Source organism: Herbiconiux oxytropis (genome assembly GCF_024979315.1).
Lineage (GTDB): Bacteria > Actinomycetota > Actinomycetes > Actinomycetales > Microbacteriaceae > Herbiconiux > Herbiconiux oxytropis.
Map to the genome: position 1 here is coordinate 37,840 of NZ_JANLCK010000015.1, position 24,595 is coordinate 62,434.

Annotated in this window: 24 protein-coding genes; 11 read left to right on the forward strand and 13 right to left on the reverse strand. The window is 70.3% G+C overall.

The features are described 5' to 3' along the window. Positions 1-44: 44 nt before the first annotated feature. The gene (gene yczR, locus N1028_RS18265; protein WP_259530910.1) at positions 45-1,526 is read left to right on the forward strand and encodes a MocR-like transcription factor YczR; all 1,482 of its coding nucleotides are present in this window, start codon (positions 45-47) and stop codon (positions 1,524-1,526) included. Positions 1,527-1,569: 43 nt separating this feature from the next. Here the strand turns inward: yczR and N1028_RS18270 are convergent, their stop codons facing one another. The 3 genes from N1028_RS18270 to N1028_RS18280 all read right to left on the reverse strand — a co-directional run bounded on the left by N1028_RS18270 (position 1,570) and on the right by N1028_RS18280 (position 3,880). Then, complete coding sequence (locus N1028_RS18270) at positions 1,570-2,112, reverse strand: Dps family protein (RefSeq protein ID WP_259530911.1); 543 nt, start codon at positions 2,110-2,112, stop codon at positions 1,570-1,572. A gap of 67 nt (positions 2,113-2,179) precedes the next feature. Next, on the reverse strand, positions 2,180-2,665 hold the full coding sequence (locus tag N1028_RS18275; RefSeq protein WP_259530912.1) for a pyridoxamine 5'-phosphate oxidase family protein: 486 nt from the start codon (positions 2,663-2,665) through the stop codon (positions 2,180-2,182). 81 nt (positions 2,666-2,746) lie between these two features. Next, positions 2,747-3,880, reverse strand: a complete 1,134-nt coding sequence (locus tag N1028_RS18280) for an AI-2E family transporter (protein ID WP_310795621.1) — start codon at positions 3,878-3,880, stop codon at positions 2,747-2,749. A gap of 58 nt (positions 3,881-3,938) precedes the next feature. Between N1028_RS18280 and N1028_RS18285 the strand changes: the two genes are divergently transcribed. Further along, the gene (locus N1028_RS18285; protein ID WP_259530913.1) at positions 3,939-4,289 is read left to right on the forward strand and encodes a DUF7882 family protein; all 351 of its coding nucleotides are present in this window, start codon (positions 3,939-3,941) and stop codon (positions 4,287-4,289) included. 10 nt (positions 4,290-4,299) lie between these two features. Here N1028_RS18285 and N1028_RS18290 read toward each other — a convergent pair whose 3' ends face one another. Next, a complete protein-coding gene (locus tag N1028_RS18290) occupies positions 4,300-4,503 on the reverse strand; it encodes a hypothetical protein (RefSeq protein ID WP_259530914.1) in 204 nt (67 codons plus the stop codon). A 134-nt stretch (positions 4,504-4,637) separates the two neighbouring features. Between N1028_RS18290 and N1028_RS18295 the strand changes: the two genes are divergently transcribed. Then, a complete protein-coding gene (locus tag N1028_RS18295; protein WP_259530915.1) occupies positions 4,638-7,778 on the forward strand; it encodes an efflux RND transporter permease subunit in 3,141 nt (1,046 codons plus the stop codon). A 92-nt stretch (positions 7,779-7,870) separates the two neighbouring features. Next, positions 7,871-9,022: an ROK family protein gene (locus N1028_RS18300; RefSeq protein ID WP_259530932.1), complete on the forward strand. Its 1,152-nt coding sequence runs from the start codon at positions 7,871-7,873 to the stop codon at positions 9,020-9,022. A 13-nt stretch (positions 9,023-9,035) separates the two neighbouring features. Here the strand turns inward: N1028_RS18300 and N1028_RS18305 are convergent, their stop codons facing one another. From N1028_RS18305 to N1028_RS18315, 3 genes are all read right to left on the reverse strand, one after another. Beyond that, positions 9,036-10,037, reverse strand: coding sequence for a sugar phosphate isomerase/epimerase family protein (locus tag N1028_RS18305; protein ID WP_259530916.1), 1,002 nt, complete (start codon positions 10,035-10,037; stop codon positions 9,036-9,038). Then, complete coding sequence (locus N1028_RS18310) at positions 10,034-11,176, reverse strand: Gfo/Idh/MocA family protein (protein ID WP_259530933.1); 1,143 nt, start codon at positions 11,174-11,176, stop codon at positions 10,034-10,036. The genes N1028_RS18305 and N1028_RS18310 overlap by 4 nt, the downstream gene beginning before the upstream one ends. A 139-nt stretch (positions 11,177-11,315) precedes the next feature. Continuing rightward, positions 11,316-12,377: a substrate-binding domain-containing protein gene (locus N1028_RS18315; RefSeq protein ID WP_259530917.1), complete on the reverse strand. Its 1,062-nt coding sequence runs from the start codon at positions 12,375-12,377 to the stop codon at positions 11,316-11,318. A gap of 230 nt (positions 12,378-12,607) precedes the next feature. Between N1028_RS18315 and N1028_RS18320 the strand changes: the two genes are divergently transcribed. Genes N1028_RS18320 through N1028_RS18330 form a run of 3 tightly spaced genes read left to right on the forward strand, consistent with a single transcriptional unit; the run spans position 12,608 to position 15,879 of the window. After that, positions 12,608-14,083: a sugar ABC transporter ATP-binding protein gene (locus N1028_RS18320; RefSeq protein WP_259530934.1), complete on the forward strand. Its 1,476-nt coding sequence runs from the start codon at positions 12,608-12,610 to the stop codon at positions 14,081-14,083. Beyond that, positions 14,080-15,090, forward strand: a complete 1,011-nt coding sequence (locus N1028_RS18325; RefSeq protein WP_259530919.1) for an ABC transporter permease — start codon at positions 14,080-14,082, stop codon at positions 15,088-15,090. The genes N1028_RS18320 and N1028_RS18325 overlap by 4 nt, the downstream gene beginning before the upstream one ends. Before the next feature lie 39 nt (positions 15,091-15,129). Next, positions 15,130-15,879 carry an SDR family NAD(P)-dependent oxidoreductase gene (locus tag N1028_RS18330; protein ID WP_259530920.1) on the forward strand — a complete coding sequence of 250 codons (750 nt, stop codon included), beginning with the start codon at positions 15,130-15,132 and terminating at the stop codon, positions 15,877-15,879. A gap of 29 nt (positions 15,880-15,908) precedes the next feature. Here N1028_RS18330 and N1028_RS18335 read toward each other — a convergent pair whose 3' ends face one another. Next, positions 15,909-16,298 carry a DUF1304 domain-containing protein gene (locus N1028_RS18335; RefSeq protein ID WP_259530921.1) on the reverse strand — a complete coding sequence of 130 codons (390 nt, stop codon included), beginning with the start codon at positions 16,296-16,298 and terminating at the stop codon, positions 15,909-15,911. A gap of 52 nt (positions 16,299-16,350) precedes the next feature. Between N1028_RS18335 and N1028_RS18340 the strand changes: the two genes are divergently transcribed. After that, on the forward strand, positions 16,351-17,247 hold the full coding sequence (locus tag N1028_RS18340; protein ID WP_259530922.1) for an NAD-dependent epimerase/dehydratase family protein: 897 nt from the start codon (positions 16,351-16,353) through the stop codon (positions 17,245-17,247). A gap of 22 nt (positions 17,248-17,269) precedes the next feature. Here the strand turns inward: N1028_RS18340 and N1028_RS18345 are convergent, their stop codons facing one another. Then, positions 17,270-18,151, reverse strand: coding sequence for an aldo/keto reductase (locus tag N1028_RS18345; RefSeq protein WP_259530923.1), 882 nt, complete (start codon positions 18,149-18,151; stop codon positions 17,270-17,272). Positions 18,152-18,214: 63 nt separating this feature from the next. Further along, positions 18,215-19,453 carry an MFS transporter gene (locus N1028_RS18350; RefSeq protein ID WP_259530924.1) on the reverse strand — a complete coding sequence of 413 codons (1,239 nt, stop codon included), beginning with the start codon at positions 19,451-19,453 and terminating at the stop codon, positions 18,215-18,217. 181 nt (positions 19,454-19,634) lie between these two features. Here N1028_RS18350 and N1028_RS18355 point away from each other — a divergent pair, with 181 nt between their 5' ends. Next, entirely contained in the window at positions 19,635-20,324 is a 690-nt protein-coding gene (locus N1028_RS18355) for a GntR family transcriptional regulator (RefSeq protein WP_375163452.1), read from the forward strand. 64 nt (positions 20,325-20,388) lie between these two features. Here N1028_RS18355 and N1028_RS18360 read toward each other — a convergent pair whose 3' ends face one another. Together N1028_RS18360 and N1028_RS18365 are read right to left on the reverse strand one after the other, a co-directional pair. Further along, positions 20,389-21,789 carry a chromate transporter gene (locus tag N1028_RS18360; RefSeq protein WP_259530926.1) on the reverse strand — a complete coding sequence of 467 codons (1,401 nt, stop codon included), beginning with the start codon at positions 21,787-21,789 and terminating at the stop codon, positions 20,389-20,391. After that, positions 21,789-22,193, reverse strand: a complete 405-nt coding sequence (locus N1028_RS18365; protein ID WP_259530935.1) for an arsenate reductase ArsC — start codon at positions 22,191-22,193, stop codon at positions 21,789-21,791. The genes N1028_RS18360 and N1028_RS18365 overlap by 1 nt, the downstream gene beginning before the upstream one ends. Positions 22,194-22,358: 165 nt before the next feature. Here N1028_RS18365 and N1028_RS18370 point away from each other — a divergent pair, with 165 nt between their 5' ends. Both N1028_RS18370 and N1028_RS18375 read left to right on the forward strand, forming a co-directional pair. After that, complete coding sequence (locus N1028_RS18370; protein ID WP_259530927.1) at positions 22,359-22,736, forward strand: DMT family transporter; 378 nt, start codon at positions 22,359-22,361, stop codon at positions 22,734-22,736. Next, positions 22,736-23,056 (forward strand): DMT family transporter, encoded by a 321-nt coding sequence (locus N1028_RS18375; RefSeq protein WP_259530928.1) that lies wholly within the window; start codon positions 22,736-22,738, stop codon positions 23,054-23,056. The genes N1028_RS18370 and N1028_RS18375 overlap by 1 nt, the downstream gene beginning before the upstream one ends. A 78-nt stretch (positions 23,057-23,134) precedes the next feature. Here N1028_RS18375 and N1028_RS18380 read toward each other — a convergent pair whose 3' ends face one another. Beyond that, positions 23,135-24,430, reverse strand: a complete 1,296-nt coding sequence (locus N1028_RS18380) for an aspartate aminotransferase family protein (protein ID WP_259530930.1) — start codon at positions 24,428-24,430, stop codon at positions 23,135-23,137. Positions 24,431-24,595 lie beyond the last annotated feature (165 nt).

Consider the following 24,595-nt stretch of genomic DNA (forward strand, 5'->3'; position numbering starts at 1 on the left):
GAATTGGCCCGCTATCAAGAAGCCAATCCCGCTAGAGTGGTTGCATGACAGATGTCCGCATCGGCACCCGGGGGCTCATCGCCCTGCTCGGCGACTGGCGTGGTTCCACCTCGGGCCCCTCCTACCTGGCTCTTTTCGATCGCATCCGGCTGCTGGTTCTCGACGGCCGCATCGCCACCGACACCCGGCTGCCGGCGGAGCGCGATCTCGCGCAGGCGCTCGGCGTGAGCCGCACGATGGTCTCGGCCGCCTACCGCGAGCTGCGCGGCGCGGGCTACACCGAGAGCGTGCGCGGCTCGGGCAGCGTCACGCGGCTGCCCGGGCGGGCGCCGATCGCGGGCCAGGAGCCCTCGGGAGAGTACATCGACTTCTCCAAGGCCACCTCGGCCGCCTTCCCGGGGCTGCACGCGGCGACGCTCCGCGTGATGGGCGAGTTCGCCGGCGAGCTCGAGGGAACGGGCATCGATCCGTTCGGCTCGCTCGCCCTGCGGCAGGCCGTGGCCGATCGCTATGCCGCGCGCGGGCTGCCCACGAGCGTCGATCAGGTGATGATCACGATCGGTGCCCAGCACGCCATCTTCCTGCTCGCGCGCACTCTGCTCGCGCGAGGCGACCGGGCGGTCGTGGAGCTGCCGAGCTACCCCCACGCCTACGAGTCGCTTCGGGCCGCGGGGGCGAGGCTCGTGCCGGTCACCGTGACGGCCCCGGGATCGGAAGGGCGGCACGAGTCAGGAGGGCCCGCTCCCGGGTGGGACGCGGCAGGCCTCCAGCAGGCCTTCGCCCGCACGAGCCCCGCCCTCGCGTACCTCATGCCCGACTTCCACAACCCCACGGGCGAGTCGATGCCGGCGGGGCTCCGCGCCGAGGTCATCCACCACGCGGCCAGGCAGGGCACGATCGTGGTGATCGACGAGACCACCGCCGAGCTCGACATCGACCGCCCCGAGCGCTACCTGCCCTTCGCGGCCTACGCCGATCCGGCGACCGCGAGCTCGGTGGCGCTCATCGGCTCCGTGGGCAAGACCGTGTGGGCCGGGCTCCGGGTGGGCTGGGTGCGAGCCGATCCGGCCGTCATCCGCAAGCTCGCCGCCAACCGCTTCTCGGGCGATCTCGGCACCCCGGTGCTCGAGCAGCTCATCGTCGCCGAGCTGCTGCGCGACTTCGATCCGGTGCTGAGGCTCCGCACCGAGCAGCTGCGGTCCGGCCGTGAGCAGGTGCTCGGCACCCTGGCGTCGACGTTCCCCGAGTGGTCGGCGCCGCGGATCGACGGGGGCCTCGCCACCTGGGTCAACCTCGGTGCACCCGTGAGCTCCCAGCTGGCGCTGGCCGCACGATCGCACGGCCTCCTCGTGACGGCGGGGCCGAGATTCGGCATCGACGGGGCGTTCGAGCGGTTCCTGCGCATCCCCATCCAGCATGCGCCCGGCGACTTCGAGCGCGGCATCCGGGCGCTCGAGTCGGCCTGGCGCGGGGTCGCCGGCCGGCCGCTCATGGCGCAAGGCGATCTCTTCGCCGACGTGGTCTGACCGTCGACGTCGAGATCGCCCCGAGTGATCGCCCCGAGTGAGCTCAGCGCTTGGCGGGCTTGCGGTTCTCGGCGCTGACCATCCAGGCGAACTGCTCGAGCTTCTCGATGATGCCGTGCAGGATGTCGGCGCTCGTCGGATCCGCGTCGTCGACCTGGTCGTGCACCTCGCGCATGGTGCCCACGACGGCCTCGAGGCGCTGGGTCACGAGGTCGACCGTCTCGGCGGTGTCGATCTCGCCGTTGGGGTACTCCGGCAGGGTCGTGGTGGCGGCCACGGTGTCGCTGCGGCCGTCCGGCACCGCGTGCAGTGCGCGCAGGCGCTCGGCGACCACGTCGCTGAACTCGCGCGCGGCTTCGATGATCTCGTCGAGCTGCAGGTGCAGGTCGCGGAAGTTCTTGCCGACGACGTTCCAGTGAGCCTGCTTGCCCTGCAGGTGCAGCTCGATCAGGTCGACGAGCACGCGCTGCATGCAGTCGGTGAGCTCCTTGGAGGCCTTGAAACCGCGCTCGGCGTTCTGCCGGCGGGTGGGGCGGGCTCCCCCGTCGGAGGGGACCTCGACGTGGCGTTCGATGGTGGCGGTCATGGTGTTCCTTTCTCGTGCAATCGATGCAGTCATCGCTCTCGAGGGCGAGAGCGGCAGCGGGTGGCTCCTAGAGCTCGACCGTCTTGTTCTCGCCGATGTCGGGCGTCCCGCCGCCGACCGCCGCGCGGGCGATCTTGAACAGCTGCACGGCCCTGGGCTCGTCGGTCGACCAGTACTCGGCCGAGTCGGCCTCGATCTTCAGCAGTGCGACGGACGGGTCGTTGCGGCCGCCCTCGAACCAGGCCTCGACGCCCTTGTTCCAGAGTTCGTCGATCTTGGCGTCATCCGTGACCACGCTGGCTCGGCCGGCGATGGAGAGGTAGCCCTTCGATGACTCGAAGGCAGCGTTGACCTGGGGGTGGGCCGCGATCTCCTCGGTCTTCTCGCTCGGGTGCGGCGTGAAGAACCAGAGGTCGCCGTCGAACTCCGCCTCCTGCACCTGCAACGGTCGGCTGTGCAGGTCTCCACCGGCGGTGCGGCTGGTCACGAGAGCGATCTTCGATGACTCGATCAGCTTCGCGATGGTCTTGATGTCTTCGTCGTGAGTGCTCATGAGGCCGAACCTACGCTCGGCGGGCGGGATCGGCCAGGCCTTCGCAGGATCAGCCAGGCCTTCGCAGGATCGGCCAGGCAGCTAGACCTTCGCGTCCTGCTTCGGGAACACGACCTTCTGCACGATGATGATGGCCGAGGCGGCGATCGGGATGGCCACGAGGGCGCCGAGCACCGAGCCGAGCGTGCCGCCGGCCACCGCGGCGATGACCACGATGGCCCCGGGGACGGCCACTGCCCGGTTCATGATGCGCGGGCTCAGGAAGTAGGCCTCGAGCTGCATGTAGATCACGTAGTAGATGGCGGCCACGAGTGCCGTGAGAGGCGAGGCGAACAGGCACACCAGGATGATCACGATCGAGCCGGAGAGCGTGCCGACCAGCGGGATCAGAGACGCCAGGAACGCGATGAAGGCGAGCAGCGCCGGAGCCGGGGCGCCGATGATCGTGAGGAAGATCAGGCTCAGCACGCCGTTGATGGCCGCGAGCCCGATCTGCCCCACCACGTAGCGGCCGACGGCGCCCGTCACGTCCTCGGTGAGGGAGGCGAAGGCGAGGCGCTTGTTCGCGGGCACGAAGCGGTAGGTGATCTTCTTCATGCTGCGAAGCGACGCGAGGAAGTACAGGGTGAGGATGAGCACGATCACGGCGCCCGTGGCTCCGCTCGCGATGCCGGAGCCCACGGCGAGCAGACCACCGCCGAGAGCGAGCAGGTTGTCGGGGTCCTGGAAGAAGGCCGCGGCGTCCTGCACGGCCTTGTCGATGTCGACGAAGTTGCCCACCACGCCCTGGAGGCCGGTCACGAAGTCGCTCTTGGTGACCTCGTCGACGATGTCGGAGAAGTTCTTCACCAGGTACGAGGCCTGGTCGACCACGAGCGGGATGACCGCGAAGGCCAGTCCGACGAAGATGCCGATGACCGCCGCGAAGACGATGACGATGGCGAGCGGTCGCGGCATGCGCCGCTCGAGCCAGGAGACGAGCGGATCGAGTCCGAGCGCGAGGAAGAGCGCCACCCCGATGTAGATGAGCACCGTGCTCAGCTGGGTGATGACCCCGCCGATGAGGATGGAGAGGAGCACGCCGAGCCCGCCGACGAGTCCGATCCGGAACGCGTTGACCCGCACGGAGGGAATGCTGTTGTCGCCCGCGACGTCGAGATCGCTCCCCGGCTCGAGGGCCGCGGCCGTGGGATCGTTCTTCTTCTTCTTGAACACGAAGACACCTCATCTCATCCGCTGGCAACACTAGACCGATGCATGCGTTAATGGACCCATGGGCAAGCTTCTCTATGGGTCGTCGGGGATCGAGATCGAATTCGACGACCGCACCCTCACGCATCTCCAGATCGTGATCGCCGCGAAGCTGCGCCGCAAGGAGAGCTTCTTCTTCTCCTGGAAGGACGACCCGGCCATCGGTGACGGCCGCTCGAGCATCTGGCTCGACGCTGCGATCCCGCTCTACTTCAAGTTCGCGGGAGGCCGGGTGCCCTCGATCAACCGCGAGTGGCTCGACACCCTGACCGCGTCGTCGAACGGCAGCGGCGGCCTGCAGTTCACCGAGGAGCCGGGCGCCGGCGCCGCGAACCCGCACAACGGAGCGTCGGGCCCCGCGACCGTCCGCTAGCCGTCCTGAGTCAGACCGTCGCTTCGAGCGCGGCTTTGGCTTCGTCGAGGCTGCGATAGGTGCCGAGATCCTTGCCGGATCGGCTCGTGAGCACGAAGCCGTGCACCCAGCGTTCGGTGATGATGCCCAAGGGGCGGGATTCGGCGTCGGTCGCCACCCAGAGGCCCTCGGGCCGACGGCGCCAGTGGAGCGCGCGCGTGAGTGTTTCAGTCATTGTTCTCCCTTGAACTCGACAGGTGAAGCATAACCCGGAGGTGCTGGGTGTTCGCCGCGCGAGGCGGGAGTCGTGCAATGAGATAGTTAAGCCTCCTAGACGCTTGTCCCGCCCGGCCGACAGAGAGACTCCTCGTGCACTTCCTCGCCGTCCTCAGCATGAAGAACCGGGCGCTCATCGCGCTCGTCACCGTGGTGGTCGCCGTCTTCGGCTCCCTCGCGCTCACGAACCTCAAGCAGGAGCTCATCCCCTCGATCGAGTTCCCGCAGCTGGCCATCCTCACGCCCTACCCCGGGGCGAGCCCGGAGGTGGTCAACGACGAGGTGTCGACGCCCATCGAGACCGCCATCCAGGGGGTGGAGGGGATCGAGACGACGAGCGCCACGAGCGCCACCAACCTCTCGATCATCTCGGCCACCTTCACCTACGGCACCGATCTCGCCACGGCCGAGCAGAAGATCACCCAGGCCATCAACCGCATCTCGTCGACCCTGCCGGAGGACCTCGACACCCAGGTGCTGAGCGGCAGCATCGACGACCTGCCCATCATCTCGATCGCGGTCTCCGGTGAGGACACGAAGACACTCGCCCAGCAGCTCGAGACCTCGGCGGTGCCCGACCTCGAGGAGCTCGACGGGGTGCGCGCCGCCGAGGTGCTCGGCCAGGTCGGCCAGCGCGTCACCATCACGCCCTCGAACGAGGGGCTCGCCGCGGTGGGTCTCTCGCCGTCCGCGATCGGCGACGCGGTGGAGGACAACGGACTCCTCATCCCGGCCGGCACGCTCACCGAGAACGGGCAGAGCTACGCCGTGCAGGCCGGCTCGAAACTCGGCTCGGTGGAGGACATCCAGGGCCTGCCCCTGCCGGCGGTCAATCCGGACGGCACCGTCGTGACCATCGGGCAGGTGGCCACCGTGGAGCTCGTCGACGACCCGGTGACCTCCATCTCGCGGGTGAACGGCGAGGACGCCCTCACGATCTCGGTCACCAAGGTGCCCGCGGCCAACACCGTCGAGGTCTCCCAGGCGGTGCGCGACCTGCTGCCCCAGCTCGAGTCGGCTCTGCCGGGCGCCACCTTCACCATCGTGTTCGATCAGGCGCCGTTCATCCAGCAGTCGATCGAGGCGCTCGCCACCGAGGGTCTGCTCGGGCTCTTCTTCGCCATCGTGGTGGTGTTCCTCTTCCTGCTGTCGATCCGCTCGACGCTCGTCACCGCCATCTCCATCCCCACCTCGGTGCTCATCACGTTCCTCGGGCTGCAGGCGGCGAACTACACGCTCAACATCATCACGCTCGGCGCCCTCACGATCGCGATCGGCCGCGTGGTCGACGACTCCATCGTGGTGATCGAGAACATCAAGCGGCACCTCGCCTCCCTCGCGGGGCGGCAGCTCACGCCGAAGGAGTCCGCCTCGGCCCGCGCCACGGTCATCGTGGAGGCGGTGCGCGAGGTGGGCGGCGCCATCACCGCGTCGACCTTGACCACGGTGGCGGTGTTCCTGCCGCTCGCCTTCGTCAGCGACATGACGGGCGAGCTGTTCCGGCCGTTCGCGCTCACCGTGACCATCGCGCTGCTCGCGTCGCTCCTCGTGGCGCTCACGATCGTGCCGGTGCTCGCCTACTGGTTCGTGCGCCCGCCCAAGCGCAAGGTCGTGCACGCCCACGCCGCGGTGCCCGAGGTGCCGGGGGCAGGTTCCCTCGACGACGAGCCGCCCACGGCCCTCCAGCGCCGCTACCTCCCGATCATCGCCTGGACCTTGAAGCACTCCGTCGCGACGATCCTCATCGCCGTCGTGGTGCTCCTCGGCACCCTGCCCCTGACCCTGCTCATGAAGACCAACTTCCTCGGTGACAGCGGCCAGAACACCTTCACGGTCACGCAGACCGTTCCTGTCGGCTCGAGCCTCGACGCCCAGGCCGCCGCCTCGAACGAGGTGGAGGCGGCTCTCGACGGCATCGAGGGCATCGAGACGGTGCAGCTGACCATCGGCTCGAGCGGCAGCTCGCTGCGGGATGCCTTCGCGGGCGGTGGAGACAGCGCGATCACCTACAACATCACGACCGACGAGGACGTCGACCAGGAGGCGCTCCAGTCCACCGTGCGGAGCGACCTCGAGGCCATACCGGACGTCGGCGACATCCAGGTCTCCTCCTCGGCGGGCTTCGGCGGCTCGAGCGACATCGCCGTCGACGTCTCGGCCGCGAACCAGGCCGACCTCGCCACGGCGGCCTCGGCCGTGCTCGACTCCATGCAGGGTCTGGATGCTGTGGCGCAGGCCACGAGCAGCCTCACCGAGTCGCGCCCCTACGTGCAGGTGGCTGTCGACCGCGCCGCCGCAGCGGCCGCCGGGCTCAGCGAGGTGGCCGTCGGCGGCCTGGTCTCCCAGGCCATGCAGCCCACCACCGTGGGCTCGATCGTGATCGACGACACCAACTACACGATCTACATCGCCGCCTCCGATCCGCCCACCACGCAGGAGGCGCTCGCCGCCCTCGCCATCCCGACCGCGGCGGGGCCCGTGCGGCTCGACTCGCTCGCGACCGTGGGAGTGGTCGACGGCCCCGCGAGCATCACGACGGTGCGCGGCATCCGCACCGCCACGGTCTCGGTCACGCCCGAGAGCGACGACCTCGGCACCGCGAGCGCCGAGGTGCAGACGGCGCTCGAGGAGGTCGAGCTGCCGGCCGGCGCGACCGCCGAGGTGGGCGGCGTCGTCACCGACCAGTCGGATGCCTTCGGGCAGCTCGGCCTCGCGGTGCTCGTGGCCATCCTCATCGTCTATGTCGTGATGGTGGCCACCTTCAAGAGCCTCGTGCAGCCCGTGCTGCTGCTCGTCTCGATCCCGTTCGCCGCCACCGGCGCCATCGGCCTGCAGGTGATCTCCGGCATCCCGCTCGGCGTGCCCTCGATCATCGGCGCGCTCATGCTCGTGGGCATCGTGGTGACGAACGCCATCGTGCTCGTCGACCTCGTGAACCAGTACCGGGGGAGGGGACTGCCCGTGCGGGAGGCGCTGATCGAGGGCGCCAGCCGCCGGCTCCGGCCCATCCTCATGACGGCGCTCGCGACCATCTTCGCCCTGCTGCCGATGGCCATCGGGCTCACCGGCCACGGCGGCTTCATCTCGCAGCCGCTCGCCATCATCGTGATCGGCGGTCTCGTGTCGTCGACTCTGCTGACCCTCATCGTGCTCCCGGTGATCTACAACCTCTACGAGGGCGGCCTCGAGCGCCGTCGGGATCGGCGGGAGAAGCGCGCGCTCGCCGCTCGTTGAGTCGACCGGTGCGATAAGATCGCACAGTGATCGACATAAGTGAGCCCTCGAAGGTTCCCAACGCGTCCAGTTCGAGCGATCTCTTCCAGATCATGCGCGACGGCCAGGCCCGCACGCGCTCCGAACTGGCCTCGATCACGGGCCTCGCCCGCTCGACCGTGGCGCTGCGGATCGACGCGCTCATGAAGCTCGGACTGCTGCGCCCGGTCAACGACGCCATCTCCACGGGCGGTCGGCCCTCGACACAGTTCGCGCTCAACGTCACGGGTCACTCGGTGCTCGGCGTCGACGTCGGCGCCTCGCACGTGCGGGTGGCCCTCACCGATCTCGCCGGGACCGTGATCGACGAGCGCTCGGAGCTCATCGACATCGCCCGCGGCCCGGTCGTGGTGCTCGAGCACGTCATGACGATGGGCTCGGAGCTCCTGGCCCCGTCCGGCGAGTCGACGACCGGCGGGGCGGCCGCGGGCGGGTCCGCCGCCCTCATCGCCGTGGGGGTCGGTCTGCCCGGTCCCGTCGAGCACGCCTCGGGCCGCCCGATCAATCCACCGATCATGCCCGGCTGGGACCGCTACGACGTGGGCGGTGCCCTCGGCCGCCACTTCGGCGTGCCCGTGCTCGTCGACAACGACGTGAACATCATGGCGCTCGGCGAGCGGGAGCTCGCCTGGAGCGGTGTCGACGACCTCATGTTCGTGAAGGTCGCGACCGGCATCGGAGCGGGGGTCATCTCGGGTGGCGTGCTGCAGCGCGGAGCGCAGGGCACGGCGGGCGACCTCGGCCACGTCTACGTCTCGCGCGGCGCCGACGTGTTCTGCCGCTGCGGCAACCGCGGCTGCCTCGAGGCGCTCGCCTCGGGTGCCGCCATCTCGCGGGCTCTCGGCATCGAGACCACCTCGAGCGGCGACATCGTGGCGCTCGTTCGTCAAGGCGACATCGACGCCATCCAGGCCGTCCGCCAGGCCGGTCGCGACCTCGGCGAGGTGCTCACCACGTGCGTGAGCCTCATGAACCCGTCGACCATCGTGATCGGCGGGGCACTCGCGGCTGCGGGGGAGTTCCTCATCGCGGGCGTGCGTGAAGCCATCTACACGCGGGCCACGCCCTTCGCCACCCAGCACCTCGACATCACGCAGTCCCGGATCGGCGCGAACGCGGCCATCGCAGGCGCGAGCGTCATGGCCATCCAGTTCGCCCTCTCGCCCGAGCGCGTCGACGCCATGGTGGCCGCCCTGGGCGACTGAGGACGACCCGCGCTCAGCGGGTGCTGAGGGCGGCGTCGAAGGCGGCCGTGGGGGCGTCGAAGGCGAGGGCGCGCACGAACGCGAGCGCTTCGGGTGCGCCGACGAGGCGGTCCATGCCGGCGTCCTCCCACTCGACGGAGATCGGGCCGGTGTAGCCGATCGCGTTGAGGGCGCGGAAGGACTTCTCCCAGGGGACGTCGCCGTGTCCGGTCGAGACGAAGTCCCAGCCGCGACGGAGGTCGGCCCAGGCGAGGTGGGAGCCGAGGCGGCCGTTGCGGCCGTTGCCGGTGTTCATCTTCACGTCTTTGCAGTCGACGTGGTAGATGCGGTCGGCGTGTTCGAGGATGAAGTCGACGGGGTCGAGCTCCTGCCAGACGAAGTGCGAGGGGTCCCAGTTCAGGCCGAACGCCTTCCGGTGGCCGATGGCTTCGAGGGTGCGCTGGGTGGTCCAGTAGTCGTAGGCGATCTCGGAGGGGTGGACTTCGTGGGCGAACCGGACGCCGACCTCGTCGAAGACGTCGAGGATGGGGTTCCACCTGTCGGCGAAGTCCTGGTAGCCGGCGTCGACGAGCTCCTGGGAGACCGGCGGGAACATGGCCACGTACTTCCAGATGCTGGATCCGGTGAACCCGACGACGGTGTCGACGCCGAGGGCCGCGGCGAGGCGGGCGGTGTGCTTCATCTCCTCGGCGGCGCGCTGACGCACGCCTTCGGGGTCGCCGTCGCCCCACACGCGGTCGGAGAGGATGTCGCGGTGCCGTGCGTCGATGGGGTCGTCGCAGACGGCCTGGCCCTTGAGGTGGTTCGAGATCGCGTAGACCTTCAGCCCGTACTTCTGGAGCAGCGCGAGCTTGCTGTCGACGTAGCCGGGCTCGTCCCACCGCCAGGGATCGAGGTGGTCGCCCCAGCAGGCGAGCTCGAGGCCGTCGTAGCCCCACCCGGAGGCCAGTCGCGCGACCTCCTCGAGGGGCAGATCGGCCCACTGACCGGTGAACAGGGTGACGGGGCGGCTCATGAGATCTCCTTCCACGCGCTGCCCGCATCGGAGCTGCGCTCTACGGCGTCGAGGGCCCGCTGCACCTGCAGGCCGTCGTCGAACGAGGGGGTCGGCTGCTCGCCCGCGGCGATGGCCGTGACGAGGTCGCGCACCTGGTGCGAGAACCCGTGCTCGTAGCCGAGTGCATGACCGGCCGGCCACCAGGCGTCGAGGTAGGGATGCCCGGGCTCGGTCACGATGATCTTCGTGAAGCCCTGGGTGAGCGGATCGGCCGTCGCGTCGAACAGCTGCAGCGAGTTGAGGTCCTCCAGATCGAAGGACAGGGCGCCCAGGCTGCCGGAGACCTCGAAGCGCAGGGCGTTCTTGCGGCCTGTGCTGAAGCGGCTGGCCTCGAAGGCGCCGAGCACGCCGTCGTCGAAGCGGCCGGTGAAGAGGGCTCGGTCGTCGACGGTCACCGTCTGCTTCTCCTCCCCGGCGGTGCCCGAGAGGCCCTGCGCCTCCACGAGCACGGGGCGTTCGGAGACGAGTGTCTCGAGGGTGCCGCTGACCGACACGAGCGAACGGCCGGTGATGAACTGGGCCAGGTCGATGGCGTGGGCGCCGATGTCGCCGAGGGCGCCGGATCCGGCCTGCTCCTTGTCGAGGCGCCAGGTGAAGGGCGCGTTCTCGTCGGCGAGCCAGTCCTGCAGGTAGCTCACGCTCAGCTGGCGCACGGTGCCGATGCGGCCGGCGGCGATGAGGTCGCGGGCGAGGGCCGCGGCGGGCACCCGGCGGTAGGTGAAGCCGACCATGGCGTAGACACCGGAGGCGGCGGCGCGCCGCGCAGCCTCGGCCATGCGCTCGGCCTCGGCGACGGTGTTGGCGAGGGGCTTCTCGCAGAGCACGTGCTTGCCGGCCTCGAGGGCGGCGATGGCGATCTCGGCGTGCGAGAACCCGGGGGTGACGATGTCGACGAGGTCGATGTCGTCGCGTGCGATGACCTCGCGCCAGTCGGCGGAGGACTCCTCCCAGCCCCACTTCGCGGCGGCGTCGGCGGCCCGGTCGGCGTCACGGCCGACCACGACGGTCATCTCGGGCTGCCGAGGCAGATCGAAGAAGCGTCCGGCGACCCGCCAGGCTTGCGAGTGGGCGGCGCCCATGAAGCCGTTGCCGACCATGGCGACGCGGAGACCGGGGGAGGTTCGAGTCACGTTCTCTTGCTTTCTCTACGCGCGCCGAGCGGCGTGCGGGGGTGGCGGAGGGTGAAGCGGGGCCGTCCGTGCGGCCGGCCCCGCTTCGATTCCAGGAGTCGGGTCTCTACGACTCGAAGGCGCTGGGGAGGTAGACCTCCACGTTCTCCTTCGTGACGACGGGCGCGAACAGCTGGATCTTGCGGGGGACGGAGTTCTCGACGAGTTCTTCCATGCCCTCGTTCTGCACGATCAGGCGGGCCAGGCTGATGCCGTCGGCGGCCTGCGTGGAGGGGTAGATGACGGTGGCCTTCAGCACGGAGTCGTCAGCCTGGATGGCCCGCATGACGTTCGCGGATCCGGCGCCGCCGACCATGAAGAACTCGTCGCGTCCGGCGGCGTCGATCGCGGCGAGCACGCCGACGCCCTGGTCGTCGTCGTGGTTCCAGAGAGCGTCGATCTTCGGTGCCGCGGAGAGCAGCTGCGAGGCGGCTGCCTCGCCGCCCTGGACGGTGAAGTCGGCGGCGACGCGGTTGGAGACCTCGAGGCCGCAGTCGTCGAGGGCGTCTTCGAAGCCCTGGCTGCGGTCCTGGGTGAGGGGGAGGGAGTCGATGCCGGCGATCTCGGCGACGACGGCGTCGTCCTGGCCCTCGAGCTGCTCGCAGATGTAGGTGCCGGCCGAGACGCCCATGCCGTAGTTGTCGCCGAGGATGGTGGTGCGGGCGGCGAAGGTGCTGGAGAACTCGCGGTCGACGTTGATGACGGGGATGCCGGCCTCCATGGCCTGGATCGCGACGTCGGTGAGGGCGGCTCCGTCGGTGGGGAGCAGCACGATGGCGTCGACGCCGTCGTTGATGAAGGTCTCGACCTGACTGATCTGCAGGTTGGCGTCGTTGGTGCCTTCGGCGACGATGAGTTCGACGTCGTCGAACTTCTCGGCCTCGGCGATCGCGGCGGTGTTGATGGCGCCGAGCCAACCGTGGTCGGCCGCGGGGCCGGAGAAGCCGATGCGGATGGTGCCGCCGGTCGAACCCCCGGTGGTCTCCTCGCCGGCGCTGGTCTCGGCAGGGGCCGAGGAGCTGTCGGGGGTGGTGCTGCCGGCCGTGCAACCGGTGATCAGCGCGAGCGTGGCCACCGTCGCGCCGGACGCGAGGGCCAGCCGTGGCCAGAGCTTGTGTGAAGTGCGCATCTATTCCTCCTGGACTGTGTGCTGCTGGGATGTCCGAACGGATCCGGAGCAGCACCTCTTCGGTGCAGCAGTCCTGCGGTCCACTCTGACGATCGAAACTGTAACAGAAGTTCTCTCGTGGTGTCTCAACTTATTTATGTCGATCGACATAAGCCGTGAGTGATCGGATCTGTTATGTTGATGTTGTGATCAAAGTCGACCATTCAACGTCATTACTCGAGGTGCGGGGCCTGACGAAGTCCTTCTCGGGCACCAGGGCGCTCGCCGGAGTGGACCTCACCGTCGTTCCGGGCGAGGTGCATTGCGTGCTCGGGCAGAACGGGGCAGGCAAGTCCACACTCATCAAGACGCTCTCGGGCATCAACCAGCCCGACGAGGGCGAGATCCTGTGGCAGGGGGAGACCGTCGCCATCTCCGATCCCGTCACCGCGATCCGGATCGGCATCGCCACGATGTACCAGGAGCTCGACGTGGTCGACGGCCTGAGCGTGGCGGAGAACATCTTCCTCGGCCACGAGCACGACCGTGCCGGCGTGACCGATCGGCGGCGCACCGCCCGCGAGGCCGCCGAGATCATGGCGCGGCTCGGCCACCCGCAGATCGGACCCGGCCGCGAGGTCGGCACGCTCTCCGCCGCCAACAAGCAGATCGTGAGCATGGGCCGCGCGCTCTCGCACGACGCGAAGCTCATCATCATGGACGAGCCCTCAGCGGTGCTCGACTCCGAGGAGGTCAAGAACCTCTTCCGAGTGGTGCGCGAGCTCACGAAGGCCGGGATCGCCGTCATCTACATCTCGCACCGGCTCGAGGAGATCCGCGAGATCGGCGACCGGATCACGGTCATCAAGGACGGCCGGACCATGGCCACGAACCTCCCCGTCGCCGAGACGCCCACCAAGGAGCTGATCGAGCTGATGACCGGCCGCACGGTCGACAACGTGTTCCCGCCGCGGGTGCCCGTCGCCGACGACGCGCCTGTGCTGCTCTCCGTGGAGGGCCTTGCGCTCTCCGGGGTCTTCGAGGGCGTCGACTTCCAGGTGCGCGCGGGCGAGATCGTCGGTCTCGCCGGGCTCGTGGGATCCGGCCGCTCCGAGATCGTCGAGACCGTCTACGGCGCGCGCAAGGCGAGTGCCGGACGGGTGCTCGTGGAGGGCAGACCGCTGACGCCCGGCTCCGTGCGGGCCGGCGTGCACGCGGGCATGGGCCTCTCCCCCGAGGAGCGCAAGAGCCAGGGGCTCATCCTCGACGAGCCCGTCTACCGCAACGTCACCCTCGCGAGCTTCACCCGCTGGGCCAGGGGAGGCGTGCTCAACGAGCGCGCCGAGCGGCAGGAGGCCCGGGCGCAGCTCGAGGCGCTCGAACTCCGGCCCGCCGACCCGGATCGCCCCGCCCGCACCCTCTCGGGCGGCAACCAGCAGAAGATCCTGCTCGCCCGCTGGCTCGTGCACGGCACCCGCATCCTGCTGCTCGACGAGCCCACCCGCGGCGTCGACGTGGGCGCTCGCGCCGAGATCTATTCGCTCATCCGCGCCCTGGCCGCCCAGGGCACCGCCATCGTCGTGATCTCGAGCGAGATCGAAGAGGTCCTCGGCCTCTCCGACCGCGTGCTCGTGGTCGCCGACGGCCGCATCATCCACGAAAGCGCCGCCTCGGCCATCGAAGAGCACGACGTGCTCGACCTCGTCATGAAGGGAAGTGCCGCGTGAGCACTCAGACCGTAAGCCCCCACGCCGGCGACAAGCGCTCGGTGCTCAGCCGCGCTCTGGGCGGGTCGGCGGGCCGCAGCCTCGGCCTCATCATCGCGCTTCTCGCCCTGTTCGTGATCGGCACGATCACCGCGGGCGACCGGTTCGCGAGCTTCGACAACATCCTCACGATCATCCGGTTCGCGTCGATCATCGGCGTGATCAGCATCGGCATGACCTTCGTCATCACCGCCGGAGGCATCGACCTCTCCGTCGGCTCCGTCCTCGGACTCGCCTCCGTGGTCGCCACCCTCTCCTGGGTGCAGCAGTTCGCGACCTCCACCAACTGGATCGTCATGGTCATCGTCGCGATCGCGGTCGGCGGATTGGCGGGTCTGATCAACGGCATCGTCATCGCCTACGGCAACGTGGTGGCCTTCATCGCCACCCTCGCCATGCTCGTCGCCGCCCGAGGGCTCGCCGAAGTGCTCGCCAACCGCACCACCCAGATCGTCATCGAGCCCGGCTTCCTCTCCGCCATGCGTGGCGAACTCATCGGCGTCCCCATCCTCGTCTGGATCTTCGTCGTCGTCGTCGCCGCCGGCTGGTTCATCCTCAACCGCACCACCTTCGGCCGCCGCACCGTCGCCATCGGCGGCAACCTCGAAGCCGCCCGCCTGGCCGGCATCAAGGTCAAACGGCACCTCATGTACGTCTACATCCTCTCCGGCCTCACCGCCGGAATCGCCGCCGTCATGATGCTCGCCCGCACCACCGCCGGCACCTCCACCCACGGCACCCTCTACGAACTCGACGCCATCGCCGCCGTCGTCGTCGGCGGAACCCTCCTCATCGGCGGCCGCGGCACCATCATGGGCACCGTCCTCGGCGTCATGATCTTCTCCACCCTCACCAACGTCTTCACCCAGAACAACCTCTCCACCTCGGTGCAGAACATCGCCAAAGGCGTCATCATCGTCGCCGCCGTCATGCTCCAGCAGCGTTTCGCCAACCGCAGCAAGAAATAGCGCTCGCGCGGATGAGCGCGGCGCCGGGCATGATGGAGCATGGCTGAATTCGAGGGACGCGCCGCGATCGTGACCGGGGCAGGTTCGGGGATCGGGGCGGCGACGGCGCGGAAGCTCGCGGCGGGCGGCGCCCGGGTGGTCGTCGCCGACATCCGGGCGGAGGCCGCCGAGGCGGTGGCCGCGGAGATCTCGGCGCAGGGCGGCACCGCCGTGGGCGTGGCCTCGGACATCGCCGAGCTCGCGCAGGCCGAGGCGCTCGTGCAGCGTGCGCTGGACGAGTTCGGGCGGCTCGATCTGGCGGTGAACAACGCCGGCATCACGGGCGAGTACGCCTCGATCGTCGACAGCGATCCGGATGCCTGGCGCCGGGTGATCGAGGTCAACCTCCTCGGCACCTACTACGCGCTCCGCAGCCAGCTGCCGCCGATGATCGCGCAGGGTTCGGGTGCCATCGTCAACATCGGCTCGATCACCTCGGTGAACGGGCAGGCCATGACCTCGGGCTACAACTCGAGCAAGCACGGCATCGCCGGGCTCACCAAGACCGCGGCGCTCGAGGTGGCCGAGGCGGGGGTGCGGGTGAACGCCGTGGCCCCCGGCTACGTGCGCACGCCGCTGCTCGACCATCTCGATGAGGAGGCGTGGGGCCCGATCGCGGCGTCGCATCCGCTCGGCCGGGTGGCCGCACCGGAGGAGATCGCCGATGTCGTGGTGTTCCTGCTGTCGGACGGTGCGTCATTCGTGACCGGCAGCATCCAGCTCGCCGACGGCGGGTTCAGCGCGCGGTAGAGCCTGCGCGGCCGCGGGCTCGGAGGCGGCTAGACCGTGAGCGAGAGCAGCAGCAGCACCACCGCGAGCAGCGGGAACGTGCCCTGCACGGCGGCCGAGCGCAGGCGCGAGCGGCCGGTGCTCAGCAGCACAGCGGCCGCGGCGAGCATCGATCCGGTGCTGAGCAGGGCCAGGGCGTAACCGGCCTCCCGTGCCTCGGTGAACAGCAGCACCAGGCCCACGAGAGCGCCGACGGCCAGGAAGAGGTTGTAGAAGCCCTGGTTGTAGGCGAGCGGCGCGGTCGTGTCGGCGTCGGCCTGGCTCGGGATGCCGAAGATCTTCCAGGTGGCGGGCTGGCGCCACCGGATGCTCTCGAGCACGAAGATGTAGACGTGCACGAGGGCGGCGAGGGCCGTGAAGACGGCGGCGGCGATCAGCATGCTGTCAGCCTAGGGTGGGGAGGTCACCCCTCATCCGAAGAAGGAGTCGCCCATGTCCCGTGTCGTCGTCACCGGAGGAAGCGGCAAGCTCGGCCGTGCCGTCGTGAGGGAGCTGCTCGGCGCCGGCTACGACGTCGTAAACCTCGACCGCCTGCCCTCGCCCGAGACCGGCCCGCTCGGGCCCGGCACCCTGCCGACCGAGCCCCGGGCGCTCTTCGTCAAGGTCGACCTCGCCGACTACGGTCAGGTGCTGCAGGCCCTCACCGCCGTCGACGACCGCTACGACCGGGTGGAAGCCGTGGTGCACCTCGCCGCCGTCCCGGCTCCGGGCCTCGTGCCGAACTCGGTGACGTTCGCCAACAACGTGCCCTCGAGCTACAACGTCTTCGCGGCCGCAGCCGCCGCCGGCATCACGAATGTGGTGTGGGCCTCGAGCGAGACCGTGCTCGGGCTCCCTTTCGCCGAGAACCCGCCGCCGTCGTTCCCGGTCGACGAGGAGTTCGCCGTGCGTCCCTCCACCACCTACTCGCTCGGCAAGGCCGTGGAGGAGGAGATGGCGCGGCACTTCACCCGCTGGAACCCCGACCTCAAGCTCATCGGGCTGCGGTTCTCCAACGTCATGGACGAGACCGACTACGCCGGTTTCCCTGCGTTCGAGAACGACCCGGCCGCGCGCAGCTGGAACGCCTGGGGCTACATCGACGCCCGCGACGGCGCTCAGGCCGTGCGGCTCGCGCTCGAGAGCACCCTCACGGGCTTCGAGGCGTTCGTGATCGCCGCCGCCGACACCGTGCTCAGCACGCCGTCGGAGGAGATCGCGGCGCGCTTCTTCCCGGAGGTGCCGTTCACGCGATCCGTTCCCGGCACCGAGACGCTGCTCGGCATCGACAAGGCGCGGCGGATGCTGTGGTTCGAGCCGAAGCACTCGTGGCGGGACCACGTGGGCTGAGCGCCCCGGCTGAACGCGCTGCTCAGGCCTCCGGGATCTCGCGGCTGAAGGTCTCCAGCGTCACGGCCTCTGGCTCGGGGCCGCCGCGGGTTCCGGTGTCGAGGGCGTCGATCGCGGCGACCTCCTCGGCGGTCAACTCGAAGTCGAAGACGTCGAGGTTCTCGGCGATCCGCTCGGGCTTGGTCGACTTCGGGATGACGGATCGGCCCTCCTGGATGCCCCAGCGCAGCATCACCTGCGCGGCCGACTTGCCGTGTGCCTGGGCGATGCCGAGGATCGTCGGATCCTCCAAAGCGCTCTTCTCGGAGTCGCGGTAGAAGGTGATCCCGCCGATCGGCGACCAGGCCTGGGTGAGGATGCCGAGCTCGGCGTCCACGCGCTGCAGCTCCTTCTGCTGGAAGTAGGGGTGCAGCTCGATCTGGTTGACGGCCGGCACCACGGAGGTCTGCTCCTGCAGGGCCGCGAGGTGCTCTGGCATGAAGTTGCTCACGCCGATGGAGCGCACCCTGCCCTCGGCCAGGAGCTTCTCGAGCGCCTGATAGGCCGCGATCGTGAGGTCGAAGCGGCTCGGCAGGGCCTGGTGCAGGATGAGCAGATCGATCGTCTCGACGCCGAGCTTGCCGGCGCTCTTGTCGAAGGCGTGCAGCGCGGAGTCGTAGCCGAAGTCGTTGATCCAGACCTTCGTCTCGACGAAGATCTCGTCGCGGGGCACGCCCGAGCGGCGGATGCCCTCGCCGACCTCGCGCTCGTTGCCGTAGGCGGCTGCGGTGTCGATGTGGCGGTAGCCGGTCTGCAGGGCTGCCTCGACGGCATCCGTGGTCTCGTCGGGTGGGGTCTGGAAGACGCCGAGGCCGATGGCGGGGAGCTCGACGCCGTTGTTCAGGGTGATGAGGGGGATGGTCATGGGTGCGACGCTACGCCCGGATGCGGGGGTGCAGGAGGGTTCTGTCAGTACCGGTACCAGCACTCAGGGTTCGTGCGGGTGCTCGTCGTGGCGGGGGATGAGGGCCAGGGAGGCCAGCGGGGTGAGGGCCACGAGTGCGAAGGCGAGCGGATAGCCCGCCACCGTGATGAGGGCGCCGATGGCCGGGCCCACCACGGAGGCGGCCATGAACTGCCCGGTGTTCTGCACGCCGAGGGCGCGACCGGACCAGTGGGGGCCGGCCGCCTCGGCCACGGCGGTGAACGCGAGACCGTTGTCGGCGACGCTCACGGTGGTGGCGATCACGAGCATCACCGCGGCGGCGGCGCTCCACTCCACCAGGCCCGTGGCGGCCAGCAGGAGCATGACGGCGACGCCGCTCACCGCCACCCAGCGCATCACGCGGGTGCGGCTGTCGACGCGGTCGCTCAGATGGCCCACGGCGATGCGGCCGAACGCGCCCACGAACTGGGAGAGGGCGATGACGGCGCCTGCGGCGGCGGGGTTCCAGTGCAGGGCGGTGATGAGCCAGACGAGACCGAAGGTCGAGAGGGTGAACTGCGGCACCACGAGCAGGGCGGAGGCGAGGTGGATGCGCACGAGGAAGCGGCTGCGGCGGTAGGGGCTCGTGGAGGCGGGGGTGTTCTCGGCGCTCGGGGTGCCCGTCTTCGCCGGACGGGGCGGATCGGCGATGCCGATCGCGCACGCCAGGGCGAGCACCGCGAGAGCGACGGCCGCGGCGAGCAGGGGCGCCCCGATGCCGTGCTGCTCGGCGAGGGGCGGCACCACGAGGGCGGCGACGGCCACACCGAGCGGCTGCGACATCTGGCGGATGCCCATCGCGAGCCCTCGGCGCGAGCGCGGGAACCACCCCACCACCACGCGTCCGCTCGCAGCGTTCACGCTCGCCGAGGCGCCTCCGCCGAGCAGCAGCAGGATTCCGAGCGCCGCGTATCCCCACCCAGCGGCCGGCACGGCCACCGCGGCGAACACTGCCGTGAGCGCGAGCCCACCGGCGATCACCCAGCGCTCTCCGAAGCGGTCGGCGAGGGCGCCCCAGGCCACGAGAGTGAGCACCATGCCGAAGGTGGGAGCGGCGGCGAGCAGTCCGGCCTCGGCCAGGGGCATGCCCTGCTGCACGTGCAGGAACGGGATGAGGTAGGCCGGCGTGCTCACGAGGAACGTGCCGGCGGCCTGCGCGGCCACGCCGAGGGCGAGCATCCGCCAGGCGGCGGCGGGCACCCCGGTGGGCGCCGCCGGTGGGGCGGTGTTCGTGGTGCTCATCAGCGCTCCGAGCAATGGCGGGTTCAGTGGTATACGCTAATGGTATACCAAAGGGGATGGAATGAACGCATCGCTCGAGCCCGGAGTTGTTCCTCGTGAGCCCGGAGCTGTTCCTCGTGAGTACGGGGACCGGGTCGCACGCACCGGCGCGGGTGGCGGGAGTGCGGGAGCATACGAGTCGTTGCGATCCGCGATCCTGTCGCTTGAGCTGCTGCCGGGTGAGGGGCTGAGCGAGCGAGGTCTCGAGGAGCGGCTGGCAGCGTCCCGCACCCCGATCCGGGCCGCCCTGATGCGTCTCGAGAACGAGGGCCTCACCCGGCGGGCCGGCCGTGGCTGGCAGGTGACGCCGATCGATCTGGCCGAGGTGCGGGCCGTGATGGAGTACCGCGAGGTGATCGAGGCGGCGGTGGTCGGGCTCGCCGTGCAGCGCGCCGACGACGACGAGCTCGCGGCGCTGAGGCTGCTGGCCGAGGGCTCCGACGAGCCCGACGTGCGCGGTGAAGCGCAGGAATCCTCTGCCGGTTCGGGCGAGGCCGGGCTGCGGCGGGGAGGCGACTTCCATCTGGCGCTCGCTCGGCTGTCGCGGAATCCGTTCCTGGTCGAGGGGATGGCCGATTCGCTCACGCGGCTGAGTCGCACGCGGTGGCTCGAGGTGCGCACGGCCGAGTCGCGCGCTCAGGCTCGGGCCGAGCACCTCGAGATCGTGGCGGCGGTGCGGGCACGTGATGCCGGGCGAGCGTCCGCTCTCGTGGTGGCGCACAGTCGCGGCACGCGGGATCGACTGCTCGATCACCTGGCCGAGGAGCGTCGTCGTCTCCGCGGGCGCGGTTTCGCCATCATCGAGTCGTCGGAGACGCCGCCCGCCCTGTGAGGCGGTGTGCGTGCGTGCGGGCTGTGAGTGCGGGCTGTGCGTGCGGGCTGTGGGTGCGTGCCGCTCAGGCCACCAGCGCCAGTGCGATGCCGCCGAGTGCGCCCACGGCCACCACGGCCCAGGCCGGCACCCGCCACACGAGGAGGAGTGCGAGACAGAGCAGGGCGAGGGCGGCGGGAGCCGGGCCCGTGATCGCTGTCACGAACACCGGGTCGTAGAGGGCGGCCGCCAGGATGCCGACCACGGCGGCGTTGGTCCCGCGAAGGAGTGCGCGGGCCCAGCGGCGGGAGCGGAGGGCGTTCCAGAACGGCATCACCCCGACGAGCAGCAGCAACCCGGGCGCGAAGATGCCGGCGAGGGCGATGGTCGCGCCGGCCGCACCACCGGGGCCGACCGTCGACAGCGCGCCGAGGTAGGCGGCGAAAGTGAACAGGGGGCCGGGCACCGCCTGGGCCGCGCCGTAGCCGGCGACGAACTGCTCGGCGGTCACCCACCCCGGGTCGACGACTCCGGCCTGCAGCAGCGGGAGCACCACATGCCCGCCGCCGAACACGAGTGCGCCGGCACGGTAGAAGGTGTCGAACAGCTGCAGTGCTCCCCAGCCGGTCGCCTGTGCGAGCACGGGCAGCCCCGCCAGCAGCACCATGAACAGGCCGAGGCACACCCCGCCGGCCACGCGCCCGACGGGAAAGCGGATGATGCCGTGCTCGCTCGCCGACAGAGTGTCCGGGGCAGCCGGCCCGGCACCTGCGCCGGCACTTGCGCCGGCAGCCGGCCCGGCACCTGCGCCGGCACTTGCGCCGGCCGCTGGCCCGGCACCTGCGCCGGCACTCGCGCCGGCCGCGACCCCGGCACCCGGGGCACGACCAGGCTCGACATCCGGCTCCGCGCGGCAGAGGAGCACTCCGGCCACCGCCCCCAGCACGATCGCATCGAGCTGGCCGAGCGGCCCCGCCGCCAGCAGCGCCACGACGGCGGCGACCACAGCGATCGACGCGCGCACCGGATCGGGTGCGAGACTCCGTCTCATCCCGAGCACGGCCTGGGCCACCACGGCCACCGCGGCGATCGTGAGCCCCGCGAGGATGCCACCGCCCACGACGCCGCCGAAGACGGCGGCCCCCGCGGCGAACGCCAGGAGCAGCACCGCCGACGGCAGGGTGAACGCGAGGAACGCGGCCAGTGCTCCGAGGGGTCCGGCGCGGTGGAGCCCCAGACCGAAGCCGACCTGGCTCGAGGCGGGCCCGGGCAGGAACTGGCTGAGCGCCACCAGATCCGAGTACTCCGCGTCGCTCACCCAGCGCCGGCGCCCCACCAGCTCGGCCCGGAAGTAGCCGAGGTGCGCGATCGGCCCCCCGAACGACGTCACCCCGAGCAGCAGGAACGCCGCGAAGACCTCCCGCACCGTGCCCCGGCCGGCCTCGACCCCGGGCGGCGGTGCGGGGGCCGGGGTCGGCCGCCTCATCACACCCGCGGCACGAGTTCGTCGACGAGCGAGCGGATGCGACGTTCGATGTCGTCACGGATGGCCTGGACCTCCTCGAGCGGCTTGCCCGCCGGGTCGTCGAGCTCCCAGTCCTCGTAGCGCTTGCCCGGGAAGATGGGGCACGCGTCGCCGCAGCCCATCGTGATGACCACGTCGGCGGCGCGCACGGCATCCGGAGTCAGCAGCTTGGGGGAGTTCGCGGTGATGTCGATCCCCACCTCGGCCATCGCCGCCACGGCCACCGGGTTGATGCCCTCGGCGGGCTCGCTGCCGGCGGATCGGGCCTCGACCCGCCCTTCACCGACGGATGCCAGGAACCCGGCCGCCATCTGCGAGCGCCCGGCATTGTGCACGCAGACGAAGAGCACGATCGGTGCCTCCATCTCGGTGGAGGCGGGCGTGCCCGTCACGGGCTCGGAGGCGGCGGCGGAGGCGGCTGCGGAGGTGGCGTGGGGGTCGGTCATGCCGGGATCGTACCGTGTGCGCGTGAACGGCTCGGGTGGCGAAGTGCTGTGCTGGGCGCGTGCGCCGACTGCCAGGATGGACGGATGAGGAAGTGGGTGCTGCTCGCCGGCGCGATCGTGACCGAGGTGTCGGCGTCGCTGTCGTTGAAGGCGGCGCTCGAGCATCCGGCGTGGTTCGTGGTCGTGGGGGTGGGGTACGCGTCGGCGTTCGTGCTGCTCGCGTTCGTGCTGCGGGCCGGGATGCCGCTCGGGGTGGCCTATGGGGTGTGGGGAGCACTCGGGGTGGCGCTCACGGCGGGGCTCGCCGCACTGCTGTTCGGCGAGACGCTGACGCCCGTCATGCTCGCGGGCATCGCGATGGTGATGGCCGGGGTGCTGGCGGTGGAGATCGGATCGCAGCGTGCGGCCAGCACGAAGGCGGATGCGGCCGCACCCGGCCGCTCGGGCGGAGCAGTGCGCTGATGGGGTGGGGCTGGGCGCTGCTGGCGGGCGCGATCCTGTTCGAGGTCGCGGGCACGCTGTCGTTGCGGATGGCGACGCACGGCAAGTCGATCTGGTACCTGCCGGTCGGGGTCTGCTACCTCGTCGCGTTCACCCTGCTCGCGCTCACGCTCGCGAGCGGGGTGCCGCTCGCGGCGGCCTACGGCACGTGGACCGCGGCGGGTGTGGCACTCACCGCGGTAGCCGGCCGCATCCTCTTCAAGGAGTCGCTGACCTGGCTGATGGGGTTCGGGATCGTGCTCATCGTGGGCGGCGTGCTGCTCATCGAGCTCGGGCACTGAGATGGGGCACTGAGGTGGGGTCGAATTCAACCCGCCCCACCCTGGCCCCCACCCTGGGCCCCATCCGCCTGACCTGATTCAGAGCGTGGCGAGCGCCTCATCGATGATCGCGAGGCCGCGCGTGGCCTCCTCCGCGGAGATGACGGCGGGCGGCACCACGTGCAGTCGGGTCTCGGCGATGAACGGCAGCAGCCCGCGGCCGAGCAGCTCGCCCTTCAGTCCGCCCATGGCGGCGGCGTCGAGGGGAGCGCGTGTGTCGCGATCGGCCACGAGCTCGATCGCCCAGAACACGCCGGTGCCGCGCACCTCGCCCACGACCTCGTGCGAGTCGGCCAGTCTCCGGAGGGCCGGGCCGATGACATCCGCACCGATGGATCGGGCGTTCTCGACCACCCCCTCCTCGGCCATGGCGGTGAGGGTGCCCACGATGCTCGCGGCGGCGAGCGGATGGCCCGAGTAGGTGAGTCCGCCGGGGAAGACGCGCTCGTCGAAGTGGTGTGCGATGGCGGAGGGGATGAGCACTCCGCCCACCGGCACGTAGCCCGAGTTGACGCCCTTGGCGAAGGTGATGAGGTCGGGCACGACGTCGAAGGCGTCGAGGGCGAACCATTCGCCGGTGCGACCGAACCCTGCCATGACCTCGTCGAGGATGAGGAGGATGCCGTGGCGGTCGGCGAGCGAGCGCACGCCCGCGAGATAGCCGGGCGGCGGAACGAGGATGCCGGCGGTGCCGGGGATGGTCTCGAGCAGGATGGCGGCGACGGTGTCGGCGCCCTCCGACTGGATGACGCGCTCGAGGTGGCGGAGGGCGCGCTCGCTCTCCTCCTCCGGGGTGGTGGCCCAGAAGTCGGAGCGATAGAGGTAGGGGCCGAAGGCGTGCACATGGCCGCGGGAGTACTCGTTGGGCATGCGGCGCCAGTCGCCGGTGGCCACGATCGCCGCGCCGGTGTTGCCGTGGTAGGAGCGGTAGTGCGAGATGACCTTGTCGCGGCCGGTCACGAGGCGGGCCATGCGGATGGCGTTCTCGTTGGCATCCGCACCGCCGTTGGTGAAGAAGACCTTCTCGAAGCCGGCGGGAGCCCGGTCGAGGATGAGCTGGGCGGCCTTCGCGCGCGTCTCGTTGGCGTGGGCGGGGGCGACGGTGGTGAGGAGTGCGGCCTGCTCCTGGATGGCGGCGATCACTGTGGGGTGCTGGTGGCCGATGTTGACGTTGACGAGCTGGCTGGAGAAGTCGAGGTACTCGGTGCCCTCGAAGTCCCAGACGGTGGTGCCGAGGCCGCCGGCGATGGCCAGGGGAGCGAGTGCCCCTTGGGCCGACCAGGAGTGGAAGACGGTGGAGCGGTCGGCGAGGCTGACGGAGTGGTTCGTGGTCATGGGACCAGTGTCGGGGCTCTCGACATGGCCCGTGCGTGCCGGATCGGCCAGAGGATGCGACGGGGATGGACGGAATGGCAGGGTGGCGGATGCGTCTTGGCCTGTCGACAGGGCTGCCGCGCGCTGCGCGCTTGCCTTCGAGGGTCGTGGTGCGGGTCACGAGGC